Source organism: Bradyrhizobium guangxiense (genome assembly GCF_004114915.1).
Taxonomy (GTDB): domain Bacteria; phylum Pseudomonadota; class Alphaproteobacteria; order Rhizobiales; family Xanthobacteraceae; genus Bradyrhizobium; species Bradyrhizobium guangxiense.
Map to the genome: position 1 here is coordinate 7,024,119 of NZ_CP022219.1, position 17,864 is coordinate 7,041,982.

The window sequence follows — 17,864 nt, forward strand, 5'->3', positions numbered from 1 at the left end:
ATCATCGGTGGCCGCTGAGGCAATCAGCACGAAAGTCCGTCGCGAAAGTTGATCGGGGTCAAGGTCAGTCAAGACCATGCCGCAGGCTCGCTGCGGCTGCGAAGGGGCCGATCACGAAGCTGACCAGCGACAGCGCGCACAGGATCGAGAACGGCGCGCCGAACGTCATGGGGCCGACGATCACGGCCTGCGAGGCCGCGACCCCGAAAATCAGGACGGGAATCGACAGCGGCAGCACCAGGACCGCCATCAGCAGCCCGCCGCGATGCAGCGTCACGGCCAGCGCCGCGCCGATCATGCCGGTGAAGGTCAGCGCCGGCGTGCCCGCCAGCAATGTCAGCGCCACCGCAGCCGTGGCGACCATGTCGAGGTTGAGCAGGAGGCCCAGCACGGGGGTTGCGACAATCAGCGGCAGGCCGGCGGCCAGCCAATGTGCCAGCGCCTTGGCGGCGCAGGCCAGTTCCAGCGGCGTTCGGCTCATCGTGATCAGGTCGAGCGAGCCGTCCTCATGGTCGGCCATGAACAGCCGGTCGAGGGTGAGCAGGCTCGCCAGCAGCGCGCCGAGCCAGAGGATGGCCGGCCCCAGCCGCGACAGCAACGCCAGATCCGGCCCCACCGCGAACGGCATCAGCACCACCACGGTGAGGAAGAACAGTACGCCAATCAGCGCCCCGCCGCCGACGCGGAGCGCGATCCGGATGTCCCGGCGGATGAGGGCGGACAGGGCCGTCATGGCGGGCTTCCAGCGGCTGGGAAGGCATCCGACAGCACCTGGCACACTGCGCTCCCTCCCCCCTTGTGGGGGAGGGCAGGGGCGGGGGGGAGCCCCGGGCGAGATGCGCGTTTGCGGCAAGGCGCCTGCAATCGAGCGCTCGCTTTCCCAGCGCCACAGTCGATAGGCCGCGCCGTGTGGCACCCCCCTCCCTGACCCTCCCCCACAAGGGGGGAGGGAACGGTGAGAGCTGGGGCGAGCCGCTCGGAAAGCTGAGGGTCGGTCGGAATCATACCGCACCCCCGATCCGCAGCTCCCGCGATTCGATCCCGAGCGGGGCGTGGGTGGCCGCGACGATCAGGCCGCCGCGCGACAGGTGCTCGCGCATCAGGCCGCCGAACATGTCCTGGCCGGCGACGTCCAGCGCATTGGTCGGCTCGTCCAGCAGCCAGACCGGGCGGCGGACGGCCAGCAGCCGGGCCAGCGAGAGCCGGCGGCGCTGTCCCGCGGACAGGAATCCGGCAGGCAGATGGGTGGCGTGGTCGAGGCCCACGGTGGCGAGGGTCTCGGCGGCGTCACCGCGCTCGCCGCCCAGGAAATCGGCCCAGAACCACAGGTTTTCAGCCACGGTGAGGGCCGGCTTCAGGGCATCGCGATGGCCGAGATAGTGGCACTGCTCGGACAGCGTCAGCTCGGCATCGCCGCCCACGAGCGCGATCTTGCCCCCTGCCGGCACGAGCAGGCCGGCGATCAGCCGCAGCAGCGAGGTCTTGCCCGAGCCGTTGCGGCCGACCACCGCCACGGCCTCGCCCGAGACGGCCGCGAAATCCAGCCCGGCAAACACCTGGCGGCCGCCCCGCACGCAGGTGACCCCCTGTCCGGAGAGCCGCATCTCGCCTGGTTTCGCGTCACTCAAAGCCGGGCCTCAGGAAAACTTGGGGTAGCGCATGGGAATTTTTGGCTGGTGATTGCTGCGGCACGATTGTGGCTGTGGCGGCGCGGTTAGAAAGCTTCTATAAGCCCGGAACTACTTGATGCAGCAACTCAACCCGCCCCTGCAAGCGGCCCAGCCTGATCGCTGACGGTGTTAAGATACCCTGCCGGGTATAACTAACAATTGGGATTTCCTACATGACCTCGCTCGACAGCTTCAAATGCAAAAAGACCCTCAAGGTCGGCGCCAAGACCTATGTCTATTACAGCCTGCCCACGGCCGAGAAGAATGGTCTGAAGGGAATCTCCAAGCTTCCCTATTCGATGAAGGTCCTGCTCGAGAACCTGCTGCGCAACGAGGACGGCCGCTCGGTCAAGAAAGAGGACATCGTCGCCGTCTCGAAATGGCTGCGCAAGAAGTCGCTGGAGCATGAGATCGCGTTCCGCCCGGCGCGCGTGCTGATGCAGGACTTCACCGGCGTGCCGGCGGTGGTCGATCTCGCCGCGATGCGCAACGCGATGCAGAAGCTCGGCGGCGACGCCGAAAAGATCAATCCGCTGGTGCCGGTCGACCTCGTCATCGACCACTCCGTGATCGTGAACTTCTTCGGCGACAACAAGGCCTTCGGCAAGAACGTCACCGAGGAGTACAAGCAGAACCAGGAGCGCTACGAGTTCCTGAAGTGGGGCCAGAAGGCGTTCTCGAACTTCTCCGTCGTGCCGCCCGGCACCGGCATCTGCCACCAGGTCAATCTCGAATATCTTGCCCAGACGGTCTGGACCAAGAAGGAGAAGATGACGATCGGCAAGAAGACCGGCACCTTCGAGGTCGCCTATCCCGATTCGCTGGTCGGCACCGATTCCCACACCACCATGGTCAACGGTCTCGCCGTGCTCGGCTGGGGCGTCGGCGGCATCGAGGCGGAAGCCTGCATGCTCGGCCAGCCGCTGTCGATGCTGCTGCCCAACGTCGTCGGCTTCAAGCTGAAGGGCGCGCTGAAGGAAGGCGTCACCGCGACCGATCTCGTGCTCACGGTCACGCAGATGTTGCGCAAGCTCGGCGTGGTCGGCAAGTTCGTCGAGTTCTTCGGCCCCGGCCTCGACCATCTCTCGGTCGCCGACAAGGCGACGATCGCCAACATGGCCCCCGAATACGGCGCGACCTGCGGCTTCTTCCCGGTCGATGCCGCCGCGCTCGATTACCTCAAGACCTCCGGCCGCGCCTCGGCACGCGTCGCGCTGGTGCAGGCCTACGCCAAGGCGCAGGGCCTGTTCCGCACCGCCAAGTCGCCCGATCCGGTGTTTACGGAAACACTGACCCTCGACCTCGGCGACGTCGTGCCGTCGATGGCCGGCCCGAAGCGCCCCGAAGGCCGCATTGCGCTGCCGACCGTGGCGGACGGCTTCTCGCTTGCGCTCGGCAGCGAATACAAGAAGGCCGAGGAGCCGGCGAAGCGCTTCCCCGTCGAAGGCAAGAACTTCGACATCGGCCATGGCGATGTCGTGATCGCCGCGATCACCTCCTGCACCAACACCTCGAATCCGAGCGTCTTGATCGGCGCCGGCCTCCTGGCGCGTAACGCTGCGGCGAAGGGCCTCAAGGCCAAGCCGTGGGTGAAGACCTCGCTCGCCCCGGGCAGCCAGGTGGTGGCGGAATATCTCGCCAATTCCGGTCTGCAGCCCCATCTCGACAAGGTCGGCTTCAATCTGGTCGGCTTCGGCTGCACCACCTGCATCGGCAATTCGGGCCCGCTGCCTGAGGAGATCTCGAAGTCGATCAACGACAATGGCGTGGTCGCGGCCGCCGTGCTCTCCGGCAACCGCAACTTCGAAGGCCGCGTCTCGCCGGACGTGCAGGCGAACTACCTCGCCTCGCCGCCGCTGGTCGTCGCCTACGCGCTCGCCGGCAGCGTCACCAAGACCCTCGCCCCCGAGCCGCTCGGCGAGGGCAAGGACGGCAAGCCGGTCTATCTGAAGGACATCTGGCCGACGACCAAGGAGATCAACGCCTTCATGAAGAAGTTCGTGACCGCGTCGATCTTCAAGAAGAAGTATGCCGACGTGTTCAAGGGCGACACCAACTGGCGCAAGATCAAGACGGTCGAGAGCGAGACTTATCGCTGGAACATGTCTTCGACCTACGTGCAGACCCCGCCCTATTTCGAAGGCATGAAGAAGGAGCCCGAGCCGGTCACCGACATCGTCGAGGCGCGGATCCTCGCCATGTTCGGCGACAAGATCACCACCGACCACATCTCGCCGGCCGGCTCGATCAAGCTCACCTCGCCCGCGGGCAAGTATCTCAGCGAGCACCAGGTGCGTCCCGCCGACTTCAACCAGTACGGCACGCGCCGCGGCAACCACGAAGTGATGATGCGCGGCACCTTCGCCAACATCCGCATCAAGAACTTCATGCTCAAGGGCGCGGATGGAAACATCCCCGAGGGCGGTTTGACGAAGCACTGGCCCGACGGCGAGCAGATGTCGATCTACGACGCCGCGATGAAGTACCAGCAGGAGCAGGTGCCGCTGGTGGTGTTCGCCGGCGCCGAATACGGCAACGGCTCTTCGCGCGACTGGGCTGCCAAGGGCACGCGCCTGCTCGGCGTGCGCGCGGTGATCTGCCAGAGCTTTGAGCGCATCCATCGCTCCAACCTGGTCGGCATGGGCGTGCTGCCGCTGACCTTCGAGGAAGGCACCTCCTGGTCGTCGCTCGGCCTGAAGGGCGACGAGAAGGTCACGCTGCGGGGCCTCGTCGGCGACCTCAAGCCGCGCCAGAAGCTGACCGCGGAGATCGTCTCCGGCGACGGTTCGTTGCAGCGTGTTTCGCTGCTCTGCCGCATCGATACGCTGGACGAGCTCGACTACTACCGCAACGGCGGTATCCTGCACTACGTGCTGCGCAAGCTCGCGGCCTAAAGCATGATCCGGACCCGTCGGGCCGCATTAGCGCAAAGTGCGCAGCGGTTTTCCGGAAAGATCATGCTCAAACAACAGCCCAAAGCGCGCCTATGGCGCTTTGGCGCGCGAATTTGTGAACGATGGCTCACTGCGAAGTGAGTAGAAGCTTAAACGAAGGCGGCCTATCACAAGGCCGCCTTCGTGCGTTTGCGGCATGTTCTAGATGGGCCCGCCCGGCGGAAAATCTCCCTTTGGACGATTTGCCCGGACGGTCGAGCGTGCCGCGCCTCGTAAGACTACGGTGACTATCCGGCGATAAGATCCCCTTCCCACGAGCAATGGTGTGCGGCGTTCGACATGACAACAATGACGGCTTCTCATCTGGTTTCACGTTGGTCCGGTGCCTTCTGGTCGGGCGCCCTCGGTATCTGTGCGATCGTCGCCGTCATCCGTCCCGCTGCAGCCGATCCTCGTGCGGTGGTCGAACTGTTCACCTCGCAAGGTTGCTCGTCCTGCCCACCCGCCGACCAGATCATCGGCGATCTCTCGAAAGACCCGTCCATCATCGCGCTGAGCATGCCGATCGATTATTGGGACTATCTCGGCTGGAAGGACACGCTGGCGGATTCGCGTTTCTCGGCACGGCAGCGCGCCTATTCGCGCATGCGCGGCGACCGCGAGGTCTACACGCCGCAGGTCGTGGTCAACGGCTCCGCGCATGTCATCGGCAGCGACCGTGCCGGCATCGAGAACGCGATCGGCAAGTCCGATAAGGGTGTGGGCGTGATGAGCGTGCCGGTGACAATGTCGCTCGCGGGCAAGCAGATCAACGTGTCGGTGGCCGCGAGCAACGAGCCGGCCGTCTCGCATGGCGAGGTCTGGATCTGCTCGATCGCCAAGTCGGTCCCGATCGCAATCACCCGCGGCGAGAATCGCGGGCAGCAGGTCACCTACCACAACGTCGTTCGCAACCTGCTCAAGGTCGGCGACTGGACCGGGCGTCCGGAAAGCTGGACGGTGCCGATCGAGAACCTCACGCGCGAGGGTGTCGACGGCGCGGTGGTCTATGTTCAGGACGGCAGCCGCGAGCGGCCGGGCCCGATGCTGGGCGCGGCGTACACGTCGCTGCATTGATTTTTCGAGCGTTGCGCTTGCTCTCAACCCTCATGGTGAGGAGCGCGCTCTTGTGCGCGTAGCGGACGATGCTTCGCATCGCCGCGAGAACCATGAAAGGCCCCCGCTGATACGGCTTTGGCCATTCATCCTTCGAGACGCCGCGCAAGGGCGCGGCCCTCAGGATGAGGAGAGACAGTCTTCGCGCTTCTCGAAGAAGAGACGCGCCGGACACAGCCCGACACAAACAAAAAAGGACCAACTCGCGTTGGCCCTCCTTGTCGCGCGTACAGACCCGATCCTGTTCGACCCCGGGGGGCTGGGGGCTGAGGAATCCGGAACCGAAAGGACCGGGTCAACGCACTCAAGCCTTTTCGCAGTGCAGGGCGGCAGTCGCTAGGCGGAAAAGCGGCGAGACTAAGATTCTTGAGCACGATCCCGTGACGGTTCGTCGCGACAGAGTTCCACCCCTGCGTGTGGCCTGATTCGCAGCCGATTCCACCGGTTGAGTTCACCGAGTTCCATCGGGGGTCTTGCGGCGGTGGCCGGTTGGCGCAATCATGCAATTGTCATGTTCCGAGGTTCCGGGGACGGTCTTCGCGGACGCGGATCGTGCTGTTGCGATGAGGAGGCGCTTCCCATGAGTCTGACGTCGGAGGATGCCGATCCGAGCGAGCAGCGCGCGGCGGCGCGCCCCGCCGCTGCGAGTGCCCAACTGAACCGGGTGACGTTCAACCGGCTCGAGCTGCACCGTATCCTTAATCTCTACGGCCGCATGGTCGCCGACGGCGAGTGGCGCGATTATGCCATCGACTTCCTCAGGGATCGCGCGGTGTTCTCGGTCTATCGCCGCGCCTCGGAAGTGCCGATCTATCGCATCGAGAAGGACCCGCGCCTGGCCCGCAAGCAGGGCATGTACAGCGTGATCTCGGCGACGGGCCTGATCCTGCGCCGTGGCCACGAGCTCGAGCGCGTGCTGCTGGTGATCGACCGCAAGCTGGCGGTGGTGTGACGACCTTCGGTCGTCATTCCGGGGCGCGACAAAGTCGCGAGCTCCGGCGCGCAGTTGCGCGCCTGAGAATCTCGATCCGCGCTCGCAAACAACTTCTGGATTCCGGGTTCGATGCTGCGCATCGCCCCGGAATGACGAATAAATCTAACTCCCTGGCACCGTCTTCGCGCCCTCGCCGAGGTCGCGCTGCATCATCACCGTGTCCAACCAGCGGCCGAATTTCAGCCCGACATTGGGATGCGTGCCGATCATCTTGAAGCCACCCTTGGTGTGCACGCCGATCGAGCCGGCATTGGCGGAATCGCCGATCACCGCGATCATCTGGCGGAAGCCGCGCGCCTCGCATTCCTTGCCCAGCCGTTCCAGCAGCAACGCGCCGATGCCGCGGCGATGGAAGCTTGGATCGAGATAGATCGAGTTCTCGACCGTGAAGCGGTAGGCCGGGCGCGGGCGATAGGCACCGGCATAGGCATAGCCGGCCACGCGGCCGTCGAGGATGGCGACGAAATAGGGATAGCCGCCGTCGATCAGCGCGCGATAGCGGCGTGTCATCTCCGAGAGGTCGGGCGGCTCCAGCTCGAACGTCGCCGTGCCTTCGCGCACGGCTTGCTGGTAGATGGCGGTGATGGCGGGGAGGTCGGCCTCAAGCGTGGGCCTGATTTCAGGTGCGGACATGAGGAAAGATTAGAGCCTTCCCGCGGCTGCCGGAAGGGGGTCCGCCGCATCCACCCCCGTCATTGCGAGCGCAGCGAAGCAATCCAGAAATGCATCCGCGGAGGGACCCTGGATTACTTCGTCGCAAGCGCTCCTCGCAATGACGAGGAGAGGCCACGGCCCCAAAGCAAAAACCCCGGCCTTTCGGCCGGGGTTCGTTTCCGTTCTCTCGTCGTTGCGCTTAGTCGCGCTGGCCGAGGAGCTGCAGCAGCAGCGTGAACAGGTTGATGAAGTTCAGGTACAGCGACAGCGCGCCGGTGATGGCCGCACGCTCTGCGATGTCACCGCCGGCCGAAGCGTAGCCGTAGATGTAGTCGTTCTTCAGCCGCTGGGTATCCCAGGCGGTGAGGCCCGCGAACACCAGCACGCCGACCACCGACACGATGAACTGCAGCATCGAGCTGGCCAGGAACAGGTTCACCAGGCTCGCGATGATGATGCCGATCAGGCCCATGAACAGGAACGAGCCCATCCCGGTCAGGTCACGCTTGGTGGTGTAGCCGTAGAGGCTCAGCGCACCGAAGGTCGCCGCGGTGATGAAGAACACCCGCACGATCGAGGTGTGCGTGAACACCAGGAAGATCGACGACAGCGAGATGCCCATCAGCGCCGAGAACACCCAGAACAGGATCTGGGCGGTCGAGGGGGCGAGACGGTTGATGCCCGCCGAGATCACGAACACCATCGCCAGCGGCGCGAGCATGAACAGCCATTTCAGGGGGCTGACGAACATCGCGTAGCCGAACGGGGTCAGGAACAGCTTGCCGACCCGGACGGCTTCCGGGGTCGGAACGTCGGTCACGGCAGCCATGTAGACGCCGAGCGCGGCCAGGCCGGTGATGGCGAGGCCGATGCTCATGTAATTGTAGATGCGCAGCATGTAGGCGCGCAGGCCGGCATCGACCGTCGCGGCGTCAACACGCCCGGCGGCCCTGCCGAAAGGAGAAGCGTAGTTACGGTCTAGGTCCGACATGGTCGAATTCCCGTTGGTTGGTCCGGTCCGGCATGAGGGTCGCCATGCCGCCGGTTCGTCAAACTCTATCTCGGATACCGCTGCCAACCGACTAAATTTTGGCTAACAATCGGGGCTCCGAACCCACTCGATATGTGGGAAACTAACACATTCGCCGCAACCTTCCACGCGCGGCTGAATGTCGCCCTCGGCGGCAATCCTGACGCGAACCTGACAGGCAGCGTGGTTAATCGCAAGAATCGTGCGATTTCGTACCCGCGCGGCGGGCCGCTACCATTTGTCACAAATTCCGCAACACCGTGGCGGGCTTTTTGTTCAACGCCAGCAGCGTGCCGGCGAGGCCGAGCCCGACCGTGACAACCAGGGCGGCCGCTACCACGCCGGCCGCGCTGGCTGCCTGCCAGACGAAGCTCAGCGTCATCAGCCGCGTCACGATCATCCAGGCAGCCAAGCTGCCAGCGATCACGCCGAACACCGCCGTGGCGAGCCCGATCAGGAGGTATTCGAGCGCATAGGCGCCGAGCAGCCGCAGCCGTGTCGCGCCCAGCGTCTTCAGGATCACCGCGTCGTAGACCCGGTGGCGATGGCCGGCGGCGAGCGCCCCGCCGAGCACCAGGATGGCCGAGATCAGGGTGACGGCGCTGGCGCCGCGGATCGCCAGCGCCAGATTGGTCACCACCGAGCCGACCGTCTCCATCACCTCGCGCACGCGCACGCTCGTCACCATCGGATAGGCGTCGGCGACCTCCCTGATGATCTTGCCGTCGCCTGCCGCATTTCCGCCCGCTTCCGTCAGCGTGGCGATGTGGGTGTGGGGCGCGCCCTTGAAGGCGTTCGGCGAGAACACGAGAACGAAGTTGATGCCGAGGCCCTGCCAGTCGATGGTGCGCAGATTGCCGATTCTGGCTGGGATGTCGCGGCCGAGCACGTTGACCACGATCTCGTCGCCGAGCTTGAGGCCTAATCCGTCGGCGATCTTCTTCTCCATCGAGACCAGCGTCGGGCCGGAATAATCGGCGCTCCACCACTCGCCCTCGACCACCTTGGAGCCCTTCGGCAGCTCGCTGGTATAGGTCAGGCCGCGGTCGCTCTGCAGCACCCATTCGGAATCGGTGGTCGGCTTGAGCTCCTCGGCACGCACCCCGCGCGCGGCGACGATGCGTCCGCGCAGCATCGGCACGTCCTCGACCTTCGCGCCGGGCGCGATCCGGCGCAGATAGAGGTCGAACTGCTCGGCCTGTGCGCTCGGAATGTCGATGAAGAAGAACGATGGGGCCTGGTCGGGAAGGGCTGCGAGGAACTGCCGTCGCAGATTGCCGTCGATTTGGGTGATGGTGACGAGCACGGCGAGCCCGAGCCCCAGCGACAGCACGACCGAGGGCGTCAGCGCGCCCGGCCGGTGGATGTTGGCGATCGCAAGCCGCAGCATCGGCAGCCGCGTCCGTGGCAGTCGCCGCGCGATCGCCATCAGCAGGGCGGCGATGCCGCGCAGCAGGGCGAACACCACGATCGAGGAGGCCACGAACACCGCCGCGATACGCTTGTCGAACGCCAGTCCGATCACGACCGCGATCAGCAGCGCGATCACGACGCCCATGAATGCGAGATAGCCCGCGCGCGGCCGGTGCCATTCCGAGCTGATGGTGTCGCGGAACAGCGCGGCCACCGGCACGTCGTGGACGCGTCCGAGCGGCCACAGGCCGAAGGCGAGCGCGGTCAAGAGACCATAGACGAAGGACAGCGCGAGCTCGTCGGCATGCACGGCCGGCACCACCGGCAGCGGCAGCAGCTTGCCGAACAGGCCGACGATGGCGAACGGCATGGCGGCGCCGAGCGCAAGGCCGATCATCGAGCCGATGCAAGCGAGCAGCAGCACCTGCGCGAGATAGATGCCGAACACGTCGCGCCCGGTGGCGCCGACGGCCTTGAGGGCCGCGATCACTTCGAGCCGGCGGTCGATATGGCTCTTCACGGCGTTGGCCACGCCGACCCCGCCGACCAGCAGCGCGGCAAGGCCGACCAGGGTCAGGAACTGCGTGAAGCGGTTGATGTTGCGTTCGAGCTGCGGCGAAGCGTTGGAGCGGCTGCGGATCTCCCAGCCGGCCTGCGGCGCGGCGCTGCGCGCGTCTGCGATGAAGGCCTCGGTGGCGCGCTCGTTGTTGGCCGTGTCGGGCAGCTTGACCCGGTAGACCCAGCGCACCAGGCTGCCGGGCTGGATCAGGCCGGTGGCGCGCAAGCCCGCCTCGCTGATCAAGAAGCGCGGACCGAAGCCGATGCCGCCGGCGAGCTTGTCCGGCTCGGCCTCGACCGTCGAGCGGATCTGGAAGGTTGCCGTGCCGATGGTGACGCGGTCGCCGGTCTTCAGCGACAGCCGTGCCAGCAGCGTCGGATCGGCGGCGGCGCCGAACGCGCCGTCGCGCTCCGCGAGCAGGTCGGGCATCGGCAGTGGCGGTGCCAGCGTCAGCTGGCCCAGCATCGGATAGGTGTCGTCGACCGCCTTCATCTCGACCAGCGCCAGCTTGCCGTCGCCCGCGCGCGCCATGCCGCGCAGGGTCGCGGCGGTCGAGACGGCACCGCGCGAACGCAGGAAGGCGACCTCGTCGGGCTTGGCCTCGCGCTGGAACAGCACGAACGAGACGTCGCCGCCGAGCAGCGTGCGGCCCTCGCGCGCCAGACCGTCGGAGAGGCTCCCCGACACCGAGCCGACGCCGGCGATGGCCATCACGCCGAGCGCGATGCAGGCGATGAAGACGTAGAAGCCGCGCAGGCCCCCGCGCAATTCGCGCAGCGCATAACGCAACGACAGCGCGACGCCGCCGGGCTTCGCGAAGGGTTCGGCCGCTGTGCTCATGCCGGCGCGGACTGCGTTTCGATGCGGCCCGAACGCAGGCGGATCACGCGGTCGCAGCGATGTGCGAGCGAGGCATCATGCGTGACCAGCACCAGGGTCATGCCGCGCTCGGCATGCTTGCTGAACAGGAGATCGACGATCTGCTTTCCGGTCGCCTCGTCGAGATTGCCGGTCGGCTCGTCCGCCACGAGGATGGCCGGATCGGGCGCCAGCGCGCGGGCCAGCGCCACGCGCTGCTGCTCGCCGCCGGAGAGCTGCGTCGGATAGTGATGCAGGCGGTCGCCGAGTCCGACGGATTGCAGCTCGTGCGCGGCACGCCTGGCGGCATCGGGATTGCCGGCAAGCTCGAGCGGCACCGCGACGTTCTCCAGCGCGGTCATGGTCGGGATCAGGTGAAAGGACTGGAAGACGATACCGACCTGGCGGCCGCGGAAGCGGGCCAGCGCATCCTCGTCGAGGGCATTGAAAGGCGTGCCCGATACCACCACCTCTCCGCTATCAGGACGTTCCAGCCCCGCCATCACCATCAGCAGCGTGGATTTGCCCGAGCCTGACGGGCCGATCAGGCCGATCGTCTCGCTACGGCCGACCCGCAAGCTGATATCCTTGAGGATGTGAACGCGTGCCGCGCCCGTGCCCAATGAGAGATTGACGTTGGAGATGGCGATGGTGTCCGCTGAGTTGGCGGCGAGCGAAGAGGTGTCGATGCGAGTGTCCATGGTCCGGTCATATGGCAACTCCGATAGCGCGGTCGAGAGGCGTTACGGATTGTTCATGCACATAGCCGTGTTGATGCTCGCCTTCATGACAATGGCGAAGCCGGCTTGGGCGGATGCGACAAAACCGGTCAAGCTCGTCGTGCTCGGCGATTCCCTGAGCGCCGGTTATGGCCTGGGGGCCCGGGAAGCGTTTCCCCAAAAGCTTCAAAAATCCTTGCAGTCCAAAGGCATAGCGATCGAGATGATCAATGCCGGGGTGTCCGGCGATACCGTCTCCGGCGGCCGCGACCGGCTCGACTGGTCGGGGCCGGAAGGAACAGATGGCGTCATCGTCGAGCTCGGCGCCAACGACGCCCTGCGCGGCATCGCCCCCGCCGTGACGCGCGCCGCGCTCGCGGACATCATCCAGCGGCTCAGGGCGCGCAAGATCGCGGTGATGCTGTGCGGCATGCTGGCGCCGCCGAACTATGGCGCCGAGTACGACGCGCGCTTCAATTCGATTTATCCTGATGTGGCGAAGAAATTCAACGTGCCGCTCTATCCCTTCTTCCTCGAGGGCGTTGCGGCCGACGCCAAGCTCAACCAGGGCGACGGCATTCATCCGACTGCGGCCGGCGTCGACGTCATCGTCGGCAACATCATGCCCACGGTGGAGGCATTCATTGGCACGATCGCTGAGCATCGGCGTTGAAAAGCGGGCAGCGCTCACCGCAATTCCCAGGGTTTTAACGGGGTAAGGCTGCCTAAGCTTCGCAGAGTCACACAACTGCGATAGGAATCAGGGTACCGGTGATTCGTCGCCGGCTCTAATTTGGATATCGTCCTCGCTGTTCGAGGGCTGTACCCAAGCATCGGGAGTGCTGAACGATGCCGCGTTTGTTCACGGGTCTGGAAATTCCGGCCGAGATCGGCCAGACGCTTTCCAACTTGAGGGGTGGCCTTCCCGGCGCCCGCTGGATCGATCCCGAAAATTATCACGTCACCTTGCGCTTCATCGGCGATATCGACGGCGTCTCCGCCAACGAGATCGCCTCGATGCTGTTTCGCGTCGATCGCAAGCCGTTCGAGGTCAAGGTGCAGGGACTGACGAGCTTCGGCGGCCGCAAGCCGCGGGCGGTGGTCGCCACCATCGCGCCGAGCAAGCCGCTGATGGAATTGCAGGCCGAGCTCGAGCGCATGATGCAGCGGATCGGTCTCAACCCCGAGGGACGCAAATACATCCCGCACGTGACGCTGGCCCGGCTGCACGACGCCTCCGACCGCGACGTCGCCGACTATCTGTCGCTGCGCGGCTACTTCCCGAGCAAGGCGTTCATGGCCGAGCGCTTCGTGCTGTTCTCCTCGCGCGCCTCCACCGGCGGCGGCCCGTATATCGTCGAGGACGCCTACGAGCTGTGTGCGTAGCGCCGCTCTGTTGTCCCGGCCGCAGAGCCGGGGCCCAGCGCTCCAGAATTTGGCGATGAACGAAATAGTGGGTCCCGACCCTGCGCAGCAGCCATAGCGCGGCGAAGACACGCTATCGCTGCCGCAGCGCGTCCGGGACGCGGAACGCATAGCGCCCCGCACCAATTGACGGCTTGCAATTTCCGTCCGTCTCTGGCGGTAAAGGGCCATGCTCTCGACCCCCCGTTCCCCCTTCAGCGAAGCCTATCAGGCTCAGATCGCCGCCGGAGCGATCGAGCCCGATGCCGCGCAGGCCGAGGTCGCCGAGGCCTATGCGGCGCTGGACCTGCGGCTTGCGAACTACAACCCGCAGCGCAAGCAGGGCCTGCTCAGCCGCCTGTTCGGCAGCGGCGACAAGGACGAGACGCCGCGCGGGCTCTACATCCATGGCGAGGTCGGCCGCGGCAAGACCATGCTGATGGACCTGTTCTTCCAGCACACGTCGGTGGAGCACAAGCGGCGCGCGCATTTCCACGAATTCATGGCCGACGTGCACGAGCGCATCTACGACTATCGCCAGGGCATCGCGCGCGGCGAGATCGCCGACAGCGACGTCATCGCGCTGACGGCGAACGCGATCTTCGAGGAGAGTTGGCTGCTCTGCTTCGACGAATTCCACGTCACCGACATCGCCGATGCGATGATCCTCGGACGCCTGTTCGCAAAGTTGTTCGAGCTCGGCACTGTCGTGGTCGCGACCTCCAACGTCGCGCCCGACGATCTCTACAAGGGCGGCCTGAACCGGTCGCTGTTCCTGCCCTTCATCAAGCAGATCACCGACCACATGGACGTCGCGCGGCTCGATGCGCGCACCGACTTCCGCCTGGAGAAGCTGCAGGGGGTGCCGATGTGGCTGACGCCGGCGGACGCCGATGCGGATGCCGCGCTCGACCGCGCCTGGAATCGGATGTCGGGCAGCGCCAAATGCCGCTCGCGCGACATCTCGATCAAGGGCCGCATCCTGCACGTGCCGTGCTCGGCCCATGGCGTGGCGCGGTTCTCGTTCGCCGATCTCTGCGAGAAGCCGCTGGGGGCATCGGACTACCTCAGGCTGGCGCACGACTATCACACCATCCTGGTCGACCATATTCCAGTGATGGATCTCTCCCAGCGCAACGCCGCCAAGCGCTTCATCACGCTGATCGATGCGCTCTACGACAATGCCGTGAAACTGATGGCCTCGGCCGACGCCAACCCGATTTCGCTCTACCTCGCCACCGAGGGCAACGAGGCCAACGAGTTCAAGCGGACCGCCTCGCGCCTGATCGAAATGAGCTCGGAATCCTATCTGGCGCTGGCCCACGGCCGCAAGGATTCCACCGCGAGCGGCTCCACCAAGGGCCTGGTGGAGACTTAAGTCCTATTCCCCGCCGTCATTCCGGGGCGTCGCGAAGCGACGAGCCCGGAATCCATTCATCTCAGCGCTCTGTCGCTCGATGGATTCCGGGTTCGTGCTCCGCACGCTCCGGAATGACAGGGCTGCGTGCCCGAGGCCGCGCCAAGCCCGACAATTGGGCATTGGGCGACTTGAACGGGGGAGGCGAAAGGGATAACCACCCGTCTCAGTTTTCCCCTCCTTACGTGTCTAAAGGACAGGTTCACATGGCGCGCGACAAGATTGCTTTGATTGGCTCCGGTCAGATCGGCGGAACGCTGGCTCACCTCATCGGCCTGAAAGAACTGGGCGACGTCGTGATGTTCGACATCGCCGAAGGCGTGCCGCAGGGCAAGGCGCTCGACATCGCGCAGTCCTCGCCGGTCGACGGCTTCGATGCGCACTACTCCGGCGCCAATTCCTACGAGGCGCTCGACAACGCCAAGGTCTGCATCGTCACCGCCGGCGTGCCGCGCAAGCCCGGCATGAGCCGCGACGACCTGCTCTCCATCAACCTCAAGGTCATGGAGCAGGTCGGTGCCGGCATCAAGAAGTACGCGCCCGACGCCTTCGTCATCTGCATCACCAACCCGCTCGACGCCATGGTCTGGGCGCTGCAGAAGGCCTCCGGCCTGCCGCACAAGAAGGTCGTCGGCATGGCCGGCGTGCTGGATTCGGCCCGCTTCCGCTACTTCCTGGCCGACGAGTTCAACGTCTCTGTTGAAGACGTCACCGCCTTCGTGCTCGGCGGCCATGGCGACACCATGGTGCCGCTGGTGAAGTACTCCACCGTCGCCGGCATCCCGCTGCCCGACCTCGTCAAGATGGGCTGGACCTCGCAGGCGCGCCTCGACGAGATCGTCGACCGCACCCGCAACGGCGGCGCCGAGATCGTCAACCTGCTCAAGACCGGCTCCGCCTTCTATGCCCCGGCCGCCTCCGCGATCGCGATGGCCGAGAGCTATCTGAAGGACAAGAAGCGCGTGCTGCCCTGCGCCGCCTACCTCAACGGCGAGTACAGCGTGAAGGACATGTATGTCGGCGTGCCCGTCGTGATCGGCTCCAAGGGCGTCGAGCGCGTCGTCGAGATCGAGCTTGCCGGCAAGGACCGCGAGGCCTTCGACAAGTCGGTCGGCGCGGTGCAGGGCCTGGTCGATGCCTGCAAGAAGATCGCCCCCGATCTTCTCGGCCGCTAAGGCGCAACCTATCCCGCCGAAGATCGAAACCCGGTCTTCGGCGGTTTCATTTCCGGAGCCCAGTGTCGGGATGGGCTTCGGGTTCGGCAGTCCAGAGATCGATGTCAAAGAATCCGGGTTGCAGTTCCTGTGGTATATGGTATGCCAGCCACAAGACTGAGGTGGGCCCCTAGAGGTCACCGCCCGCGGGTTCAGGGAGCGACCATATGAATATCCATGAATATCAGGCCAAAGCGCTGCTGGGTGAGTTCGGCGTCCCGATCTCCAAGGGCGTGCCGGTCCTAAAAGCGAGCGACGCGGAAGCCGCCGCCAAGGCGCTGCCGGGCCCGGTCTATGTGGTGAAGAGCCAGATCCATGCCGGCGGCCGCGGCAAGGGCAAGTTCAAGGAAGCCTCGGCCGGCGACAAGGGCGGCGTCCGCATCGCCAAGTCGGCCGCAGAAGTCTCCGAATTCGCCAAGCAGATGCTGGGTGCGACGCTGGTGACCGTGCAGACCGGCCCCGCCGGCAAGCAGGTCAACCGCCTCTACATCGAGGACGGCTCCGACATCGACAAGGAGTTCTATCTCTCGATCCTGGTCGACCGCGAGACCTCGCGCGTCTCCTTCGTCGTCTCGACCGAAGGCGGCGTCAACATCGAGGACGTCGCGCACAACACGCCCGAGAAGATCGTCACCTTCTCGGTCGATCCCGCCACCGGCATCATGGGCCATCACGGCCGCACGGTTGCGAACGCGCTGAAGCTCTCCGGTGATCTCGCCAAGCAGGCCGAGAAGCTCACCGCGCAGCTCTACGCGGCCTTCGTCGCCAAGGACATGTCGATGCTGGAGATCAACCCGCTGGTGGTGACCAAGCAGGGTCAGCTCCGCGTGCTCGACGCCAAGGTGTCGTTCGACGACAACGCACTGTTCCGTCACCCCGAGGTGCTCGCGCTGCGCGACGAGACCGAGGAGGACGCCAAGGAAATCGAGGCGTCCAAATACGACCTCAACTACGTCACCCTCGACGGCAACATCGGCTGCATGGTCAACGGCGCGGGCCTTGCCATGGCGACGATGGACATCATCAAGCTCTACGGCATGGCGCCGGCCAACTTCCTCGACGTCGGCGGCAGCGCCAGCAAGGAGAAGGTCGCGGCCGCCTTCAAGATCATCACCGCCGATCCCAACGTGAAAGGCATCCTGGTCAACATCTTCGGCGGCATCATGAAGTGCGACGTGATCGCCGAGGGCGTCACGGCTGCGGTTCGTGAAGTCGGCCTCAGCGTGCCGCTGGTGGTTCGCCTCGAAGGCACCAATGTCGAGCTCGGCAAGAAGATCATCCGTGAATCCGGACTGAACGTGGTGCCGGCCGACAATCTCGACGACGCCGCGCAGAAGATCGTGAAGGCCGTCAAGGGAGGCTGACGCCATGGCCCAGGACCATCTCGCCGCATCATCTCCGCTCCCCGAGCACGCGCGCCTCGCCGCGTTCGCCGGCGAATGGGATGGTGAGGAGATGGTCTTCCCGTCGCGCTGGACGGCGGGCGGGCCGGCGACCTCGCGCACCGTCGCGCGCATGGATCTGAACGGGTTCTATTTGATCCAGGACTCGGTCCAGATGCGCGACGGAAAGCAAGTCTTCGCCACTCACGGCATCTTCACCTTCGACCGCGACGACCGGACCTACAAATTGTTCTGGTACGACTCGCTCGGCTACACGCCGCCCTCGCCCGCCTCAGGCGGGTGGGTCGGCCAGACCCTGACGCTGGTGCGCGGCTCGCTCCGCGGCAATGCGCGCCACGTCTACGAGATCATCAACGAGGACTCCTACTCGTTGAAGATCCAGTTCTCGCCGGACGCGGAAGGCTGGGCCGACGTGCTCACCGGCGTCTACCGCCGCATCCACTGACCCTCTCACTCTGTTAGTTTCGCGAAAGCAGACCT

The 17,864-nt window shown here is 65.4% G+C and carries 15 protein-coding genes; 9 read left to right on the top strand and 6 right to left on the bottom strand.

Annotated elements, in window-relative coordinates:
- Positions 1 to 64: 64 nt before the first annotated feature.
- Together ccmB and ccmA are read right to left on the bottom strand one after the other, a co-directional pair.
- Positions 65 to 733, bottom strand: a complete 669-nt coding sequence (gene ccmB, locus X268_RS33680; RefSeq protein WP_128928938.1) for a heme exporter protein CcmB — start codon at positions 731 to 733, stop codon at positions 65 to 67.
- Positions 734 to 1,001: 268 nt separating this feature from the next.
- The gene (ccmA, locus tag X268_RS33685; RefSeq protein WP_128929468.1) at positions 1,002 to 1,604 is read right to left on the bottom strand and encodes a heme ABC exporter ATP-binding protein CcmA; all 603 of its coding nucleotides are present in this window, start codon (positions 1,602 to 1,604) and stop codon (positions 1,002 to 1,004) included.
- 239 nt (positions 1,605 to 1,843) lie between these two features.
- Here ccmA and acnA point away from each other — a divergent pair, with 239 nt between their 5' ends.
- From acnA to X268_RS33700, 3 genes are all read left to right on the top strand, one after another.
- Positions 1,844 to 4,564 carry an aconitate hydratase AcnA gene (gene acnA / locus X268_RS33690; protein WP_128928939.1) on the top strand — a complete coding sequence of 907 codons (2,721 nt, stop codon included), beginning with the start codon at positions 1,844 to 1,846 and terminating at the stop codon, positions 4,562 to 4,564.
- A 339-nt stretch (positions 4,565 to 4,903) separates the two neighbouring features.
- Entirely contained in the window at positions 4,904 to 5,680 is a 777-nt protein-coding gene (locus X268_RS33695) for a DUF1223 domain-containing protein (protein WP_128928940.1), read from the top strand.
- A 619-nt stretch (positions 5,681 to 6,299) separates the two neighbouring features.
- Complete coding sequence (locus X268_RS33700; protein WP_128928941.1) at positions 6,300 to 6,671, top strand: DUF2794 domain-containing protein; 372 nt, start codon at positions 6,300 to 6,302, stop codon at positions 6,669 to 6,671.
- 144 nt (positions 6,672 to 6,815) lie between these two features.
- Here X268_RS33700 and X268_RS33705 read toward each other — a convergent pair whose 3' ends face one another.
- The 4 genes from X268_RS33705 to X268_RS33720 all read right to left on the bottom strand — a co-directional run bounded on the left by X268_RS33705 (position 6,816) and on the right by X268_RS33720 (position 11,928).
- Complete coding sequence (locus tag X268_RS33705) at positions 6,816 to 7,346, bottom strand: GNAT family N-acetyltransferase (RefSeq protein ID WP_128928942.1); 531 nt, start codon at positions 7,344 to 7,346, stop codon at positions 6,816 to 6,818.
- Between the two features lie 220 nt (positions 7,347 to 7,566).
- Positions 7,567 to 8,358 (bottom strand): Bax inhibitor-1/YccA family protein, encoded by a 792-nt coding sequence (locus X268_RS33710; protein WP_025575992.1) that lies wholly within the window; start codon positions 8,356 to 8,358, stop codon positions 7,567 to 7,569.
- A 280-nt stretch (positions 8,359 to 8,638) separates the two neighbouring features.
- On the bottom strand, positions 8,639 to 11,209 hold the full coding sequence (locus X268_RS33715; RefSeq protein ID WP_128928943.1) for an ABC transporter permease: 2,571 nt from the start codon (positions 11,207 to 11,209) through the stop codon (positions 8,639 to 8,641).
- The gene (locus X268_RS33720) at positions 11,206 to 11,928 is read right to left on the bottom strand and encodes an ABC transporter ATP-binding protein (RefSeq protein ID WP_128928944.1); all 723 of its coding nucleotides are present in this window, start codon (positions 11,926 to 11,928) and stop codon (positions 11,206 to 11,208) included. The genes X268_RS33715 and X268_RS33720 overlap by 4 nt, the downstream gene beginning before the upstream one ends.
- A 55-nt stretch (positions 11,929 to 11,983) precedes the next feature.
- On the opposite strand from X268_RS33720, the gene X268_RS33725 reads away from it, so the two are divergent.
- The 6 genes from X268_RS33725 (at position 11,984) to X268_RS33750 (ending at position 17,829) form a co-directional block, all read left to right on the top strand.
- Positions 11,984 to 12,619, top strand: a complete 636-nt coding sequence (locus X268_RS33725; protein ID WP_164938065.1) for an arylesterase — start codon at positions 11,984 to 11,986, stop codon at positions 12,617 to 12,619.
- A gap of 176 nt (positions 12,620 to 12,795) precedes the next feature.
- Positions 12,796 to 13,332, top strand: a complete 537-nt coding sequence (gene thpR / locus X268_RS33730) for an RNA 2',3'-cyclic phosphodiesterase (RefSeq protein ID WP_128928946.1) — start codon at positions 12,796 to 12,798, stop codon at positions 13,330 to 13,332.
- Positions 13,333 to 13,540: 208 nt separating this feature from the next.
- Positions 13,541 to 14,728 carry a cell division protein ZapE gene (gene zapE / locus X268_RS33735; RefSeq protein WP_128928947.1) on the top strand — a complete coding sequence of 396 codons (1,188 nt, stop codon included), beginning with the start codon at positions 13,541 to 13,543 and terminating at the stop codon, positions 14,726 to 14,728.
- 245 nt (positions 14,729 to 14,973) lie between these two features.
- Entirely contained in the window at positions 14,974 to 15,942 is a 969-nt protein-coding gene (mdh, locus tag X268_RS33740) for a malate dehydrogenase (protein WP_028177733.1), read from the top strand.
- 206 nt (positions 15,943 to 16,148) lie between these two features.
- Complete coding sequence (sucC, locus tag X268_RS33745; RefSeq protein ID WP_128928948.1) at positions 16,149 to 17,345, top strand: ADP-forming succinate--CoA ligase subunit beta; 1,197 nt, start codon at positions 16,149 to 16,151, stop codon at positions 17,343 to 17,345.
- Positions 17,346 to 17,349: 4 nt separating this feature from the next.
- Positions 17,350 to 17,829, top strand: a complete 480-nt coding sequence (locus tag X268_RS33750) for a DUF1579 family protein (RefSeq protein ID WP_128928949.1) — start codon at positions 17,350 to 17,352, stop codon at positions 17,827 to 17,829.
- The last annotated feature ends 35 nt before the right edge of the window (positions 17,830 to 17,864 follow it).

What these genes read in the sequence shown, in the direction of transcription:
- ccmB (WP_128928938.1), bottom strand. Translation starts at nt 733, where the DNA reads ATGACGGCCCTGTCCGCCCTCATCCGCCGGGACATCCGGATCGCGCTC.
- ccmA (WP_128929468.1), bottom strand. Translation starts at nt 1,604, where the DNA reads ATGCGGCTCTCCGGACAGGGGGTCACCTGCGTGCGGGGCGGCCGCCAG.
- acnA (WP_128928939.1), top strand. Translation starts at nt 1,844, where the DNA reads ATGACCTCGCTCGACAGCTTCAAATGCAAAAAGACCCTCAAGGTCGGC.
- X268_RS33695 (WP_128928940.1), top strand. Translation starts at nt 4,904, where the DNA reads ATGACAACAATGACGGCTTCTCATCTGGTTTCACGTTGGTCCGGTGCC.
- X268_RS33700 (WP_128928941.1), top strand. Translation starts at nt 6,300, where the DNA reads ATGAGTCTGACGTCGGAGGATGCCGATCCGAGCGAGCAGCGCGCGGCG.
- X268_RS33705 (WP_128928942.1), bottom strand. Translation starts at nt 7,346, where the DNA reads ATGTCCGCACCTGAAATCAGGCCCACGCTTGAGGCCGACCTCCCCGCC.
- X268_RS33710 (WP_025575992.1), bottom strand. Translation starts at nt 8,358, where the DNA reads ATGTCGGACCTAGACCGTAACTACGCTTCTCCTTTCGGCAGGGCCGCC.
- X268_RS33715 (WP_128928943.1), bottom strand. Translation starts at nt 11,209, where the DNA reads ATGAGCACAGCGGCCGAACCCTTCGCGAAGCCCGGCGGCGTCGCGCTG.
- X268_RS33720 (WP_128928944.1), bottom strand. Translation starts at nt 11,928, where the DNA reads ATGGACACTCGCATCGACACCTCTTCGCTCGCCGCCAACTCAGCGGAC.
- X268_RS33725 (WP_164938065.1), top strand. Translation starts at nt 11,984, where the DNA reads ATGCACATAGCCGTGTTGATGCTCGCCTTCATGACAATGGCGAAGCCG.
- thpR (WP_128928946.1), top strand. Translation starts at nt 12,796, where the DNA reads ATGCCGCGTTTGTTCACGGGTCTGGAAATTCCGGCCGAGATCGGCCAG.
- zapE (WP_128928947.1), top strand. Translation starts at nt 13,541, where the DNA reads ATGCTCTCGACCCCCCGTTCCCCCTTCAGCGAAGCCTATCAGGCTCAG.
- mdh (WP_028177733.1), top strand. Translation starts at nt 14,974, where the DNA reads ATGGCGCGCGACAAGATTGCTTTGATTGGCTCCGGTCAGATCGGCGGA.
- sucC (WP_128928948.1), top strand. Translation starts at nt 16,149, where the DNA reads ATGAATATCCATGAATATCAGGCCAAAGCGCTGCTGGGTGAGTTCGGC.
- X268_RS33750 (WP_128928949.1), top strand. Translation starts at nt 17,350, where the DNA reads ATGGCCCAGGACCATCTCGCCGCATCATCTCCGCTCCCCGAGCACGCG.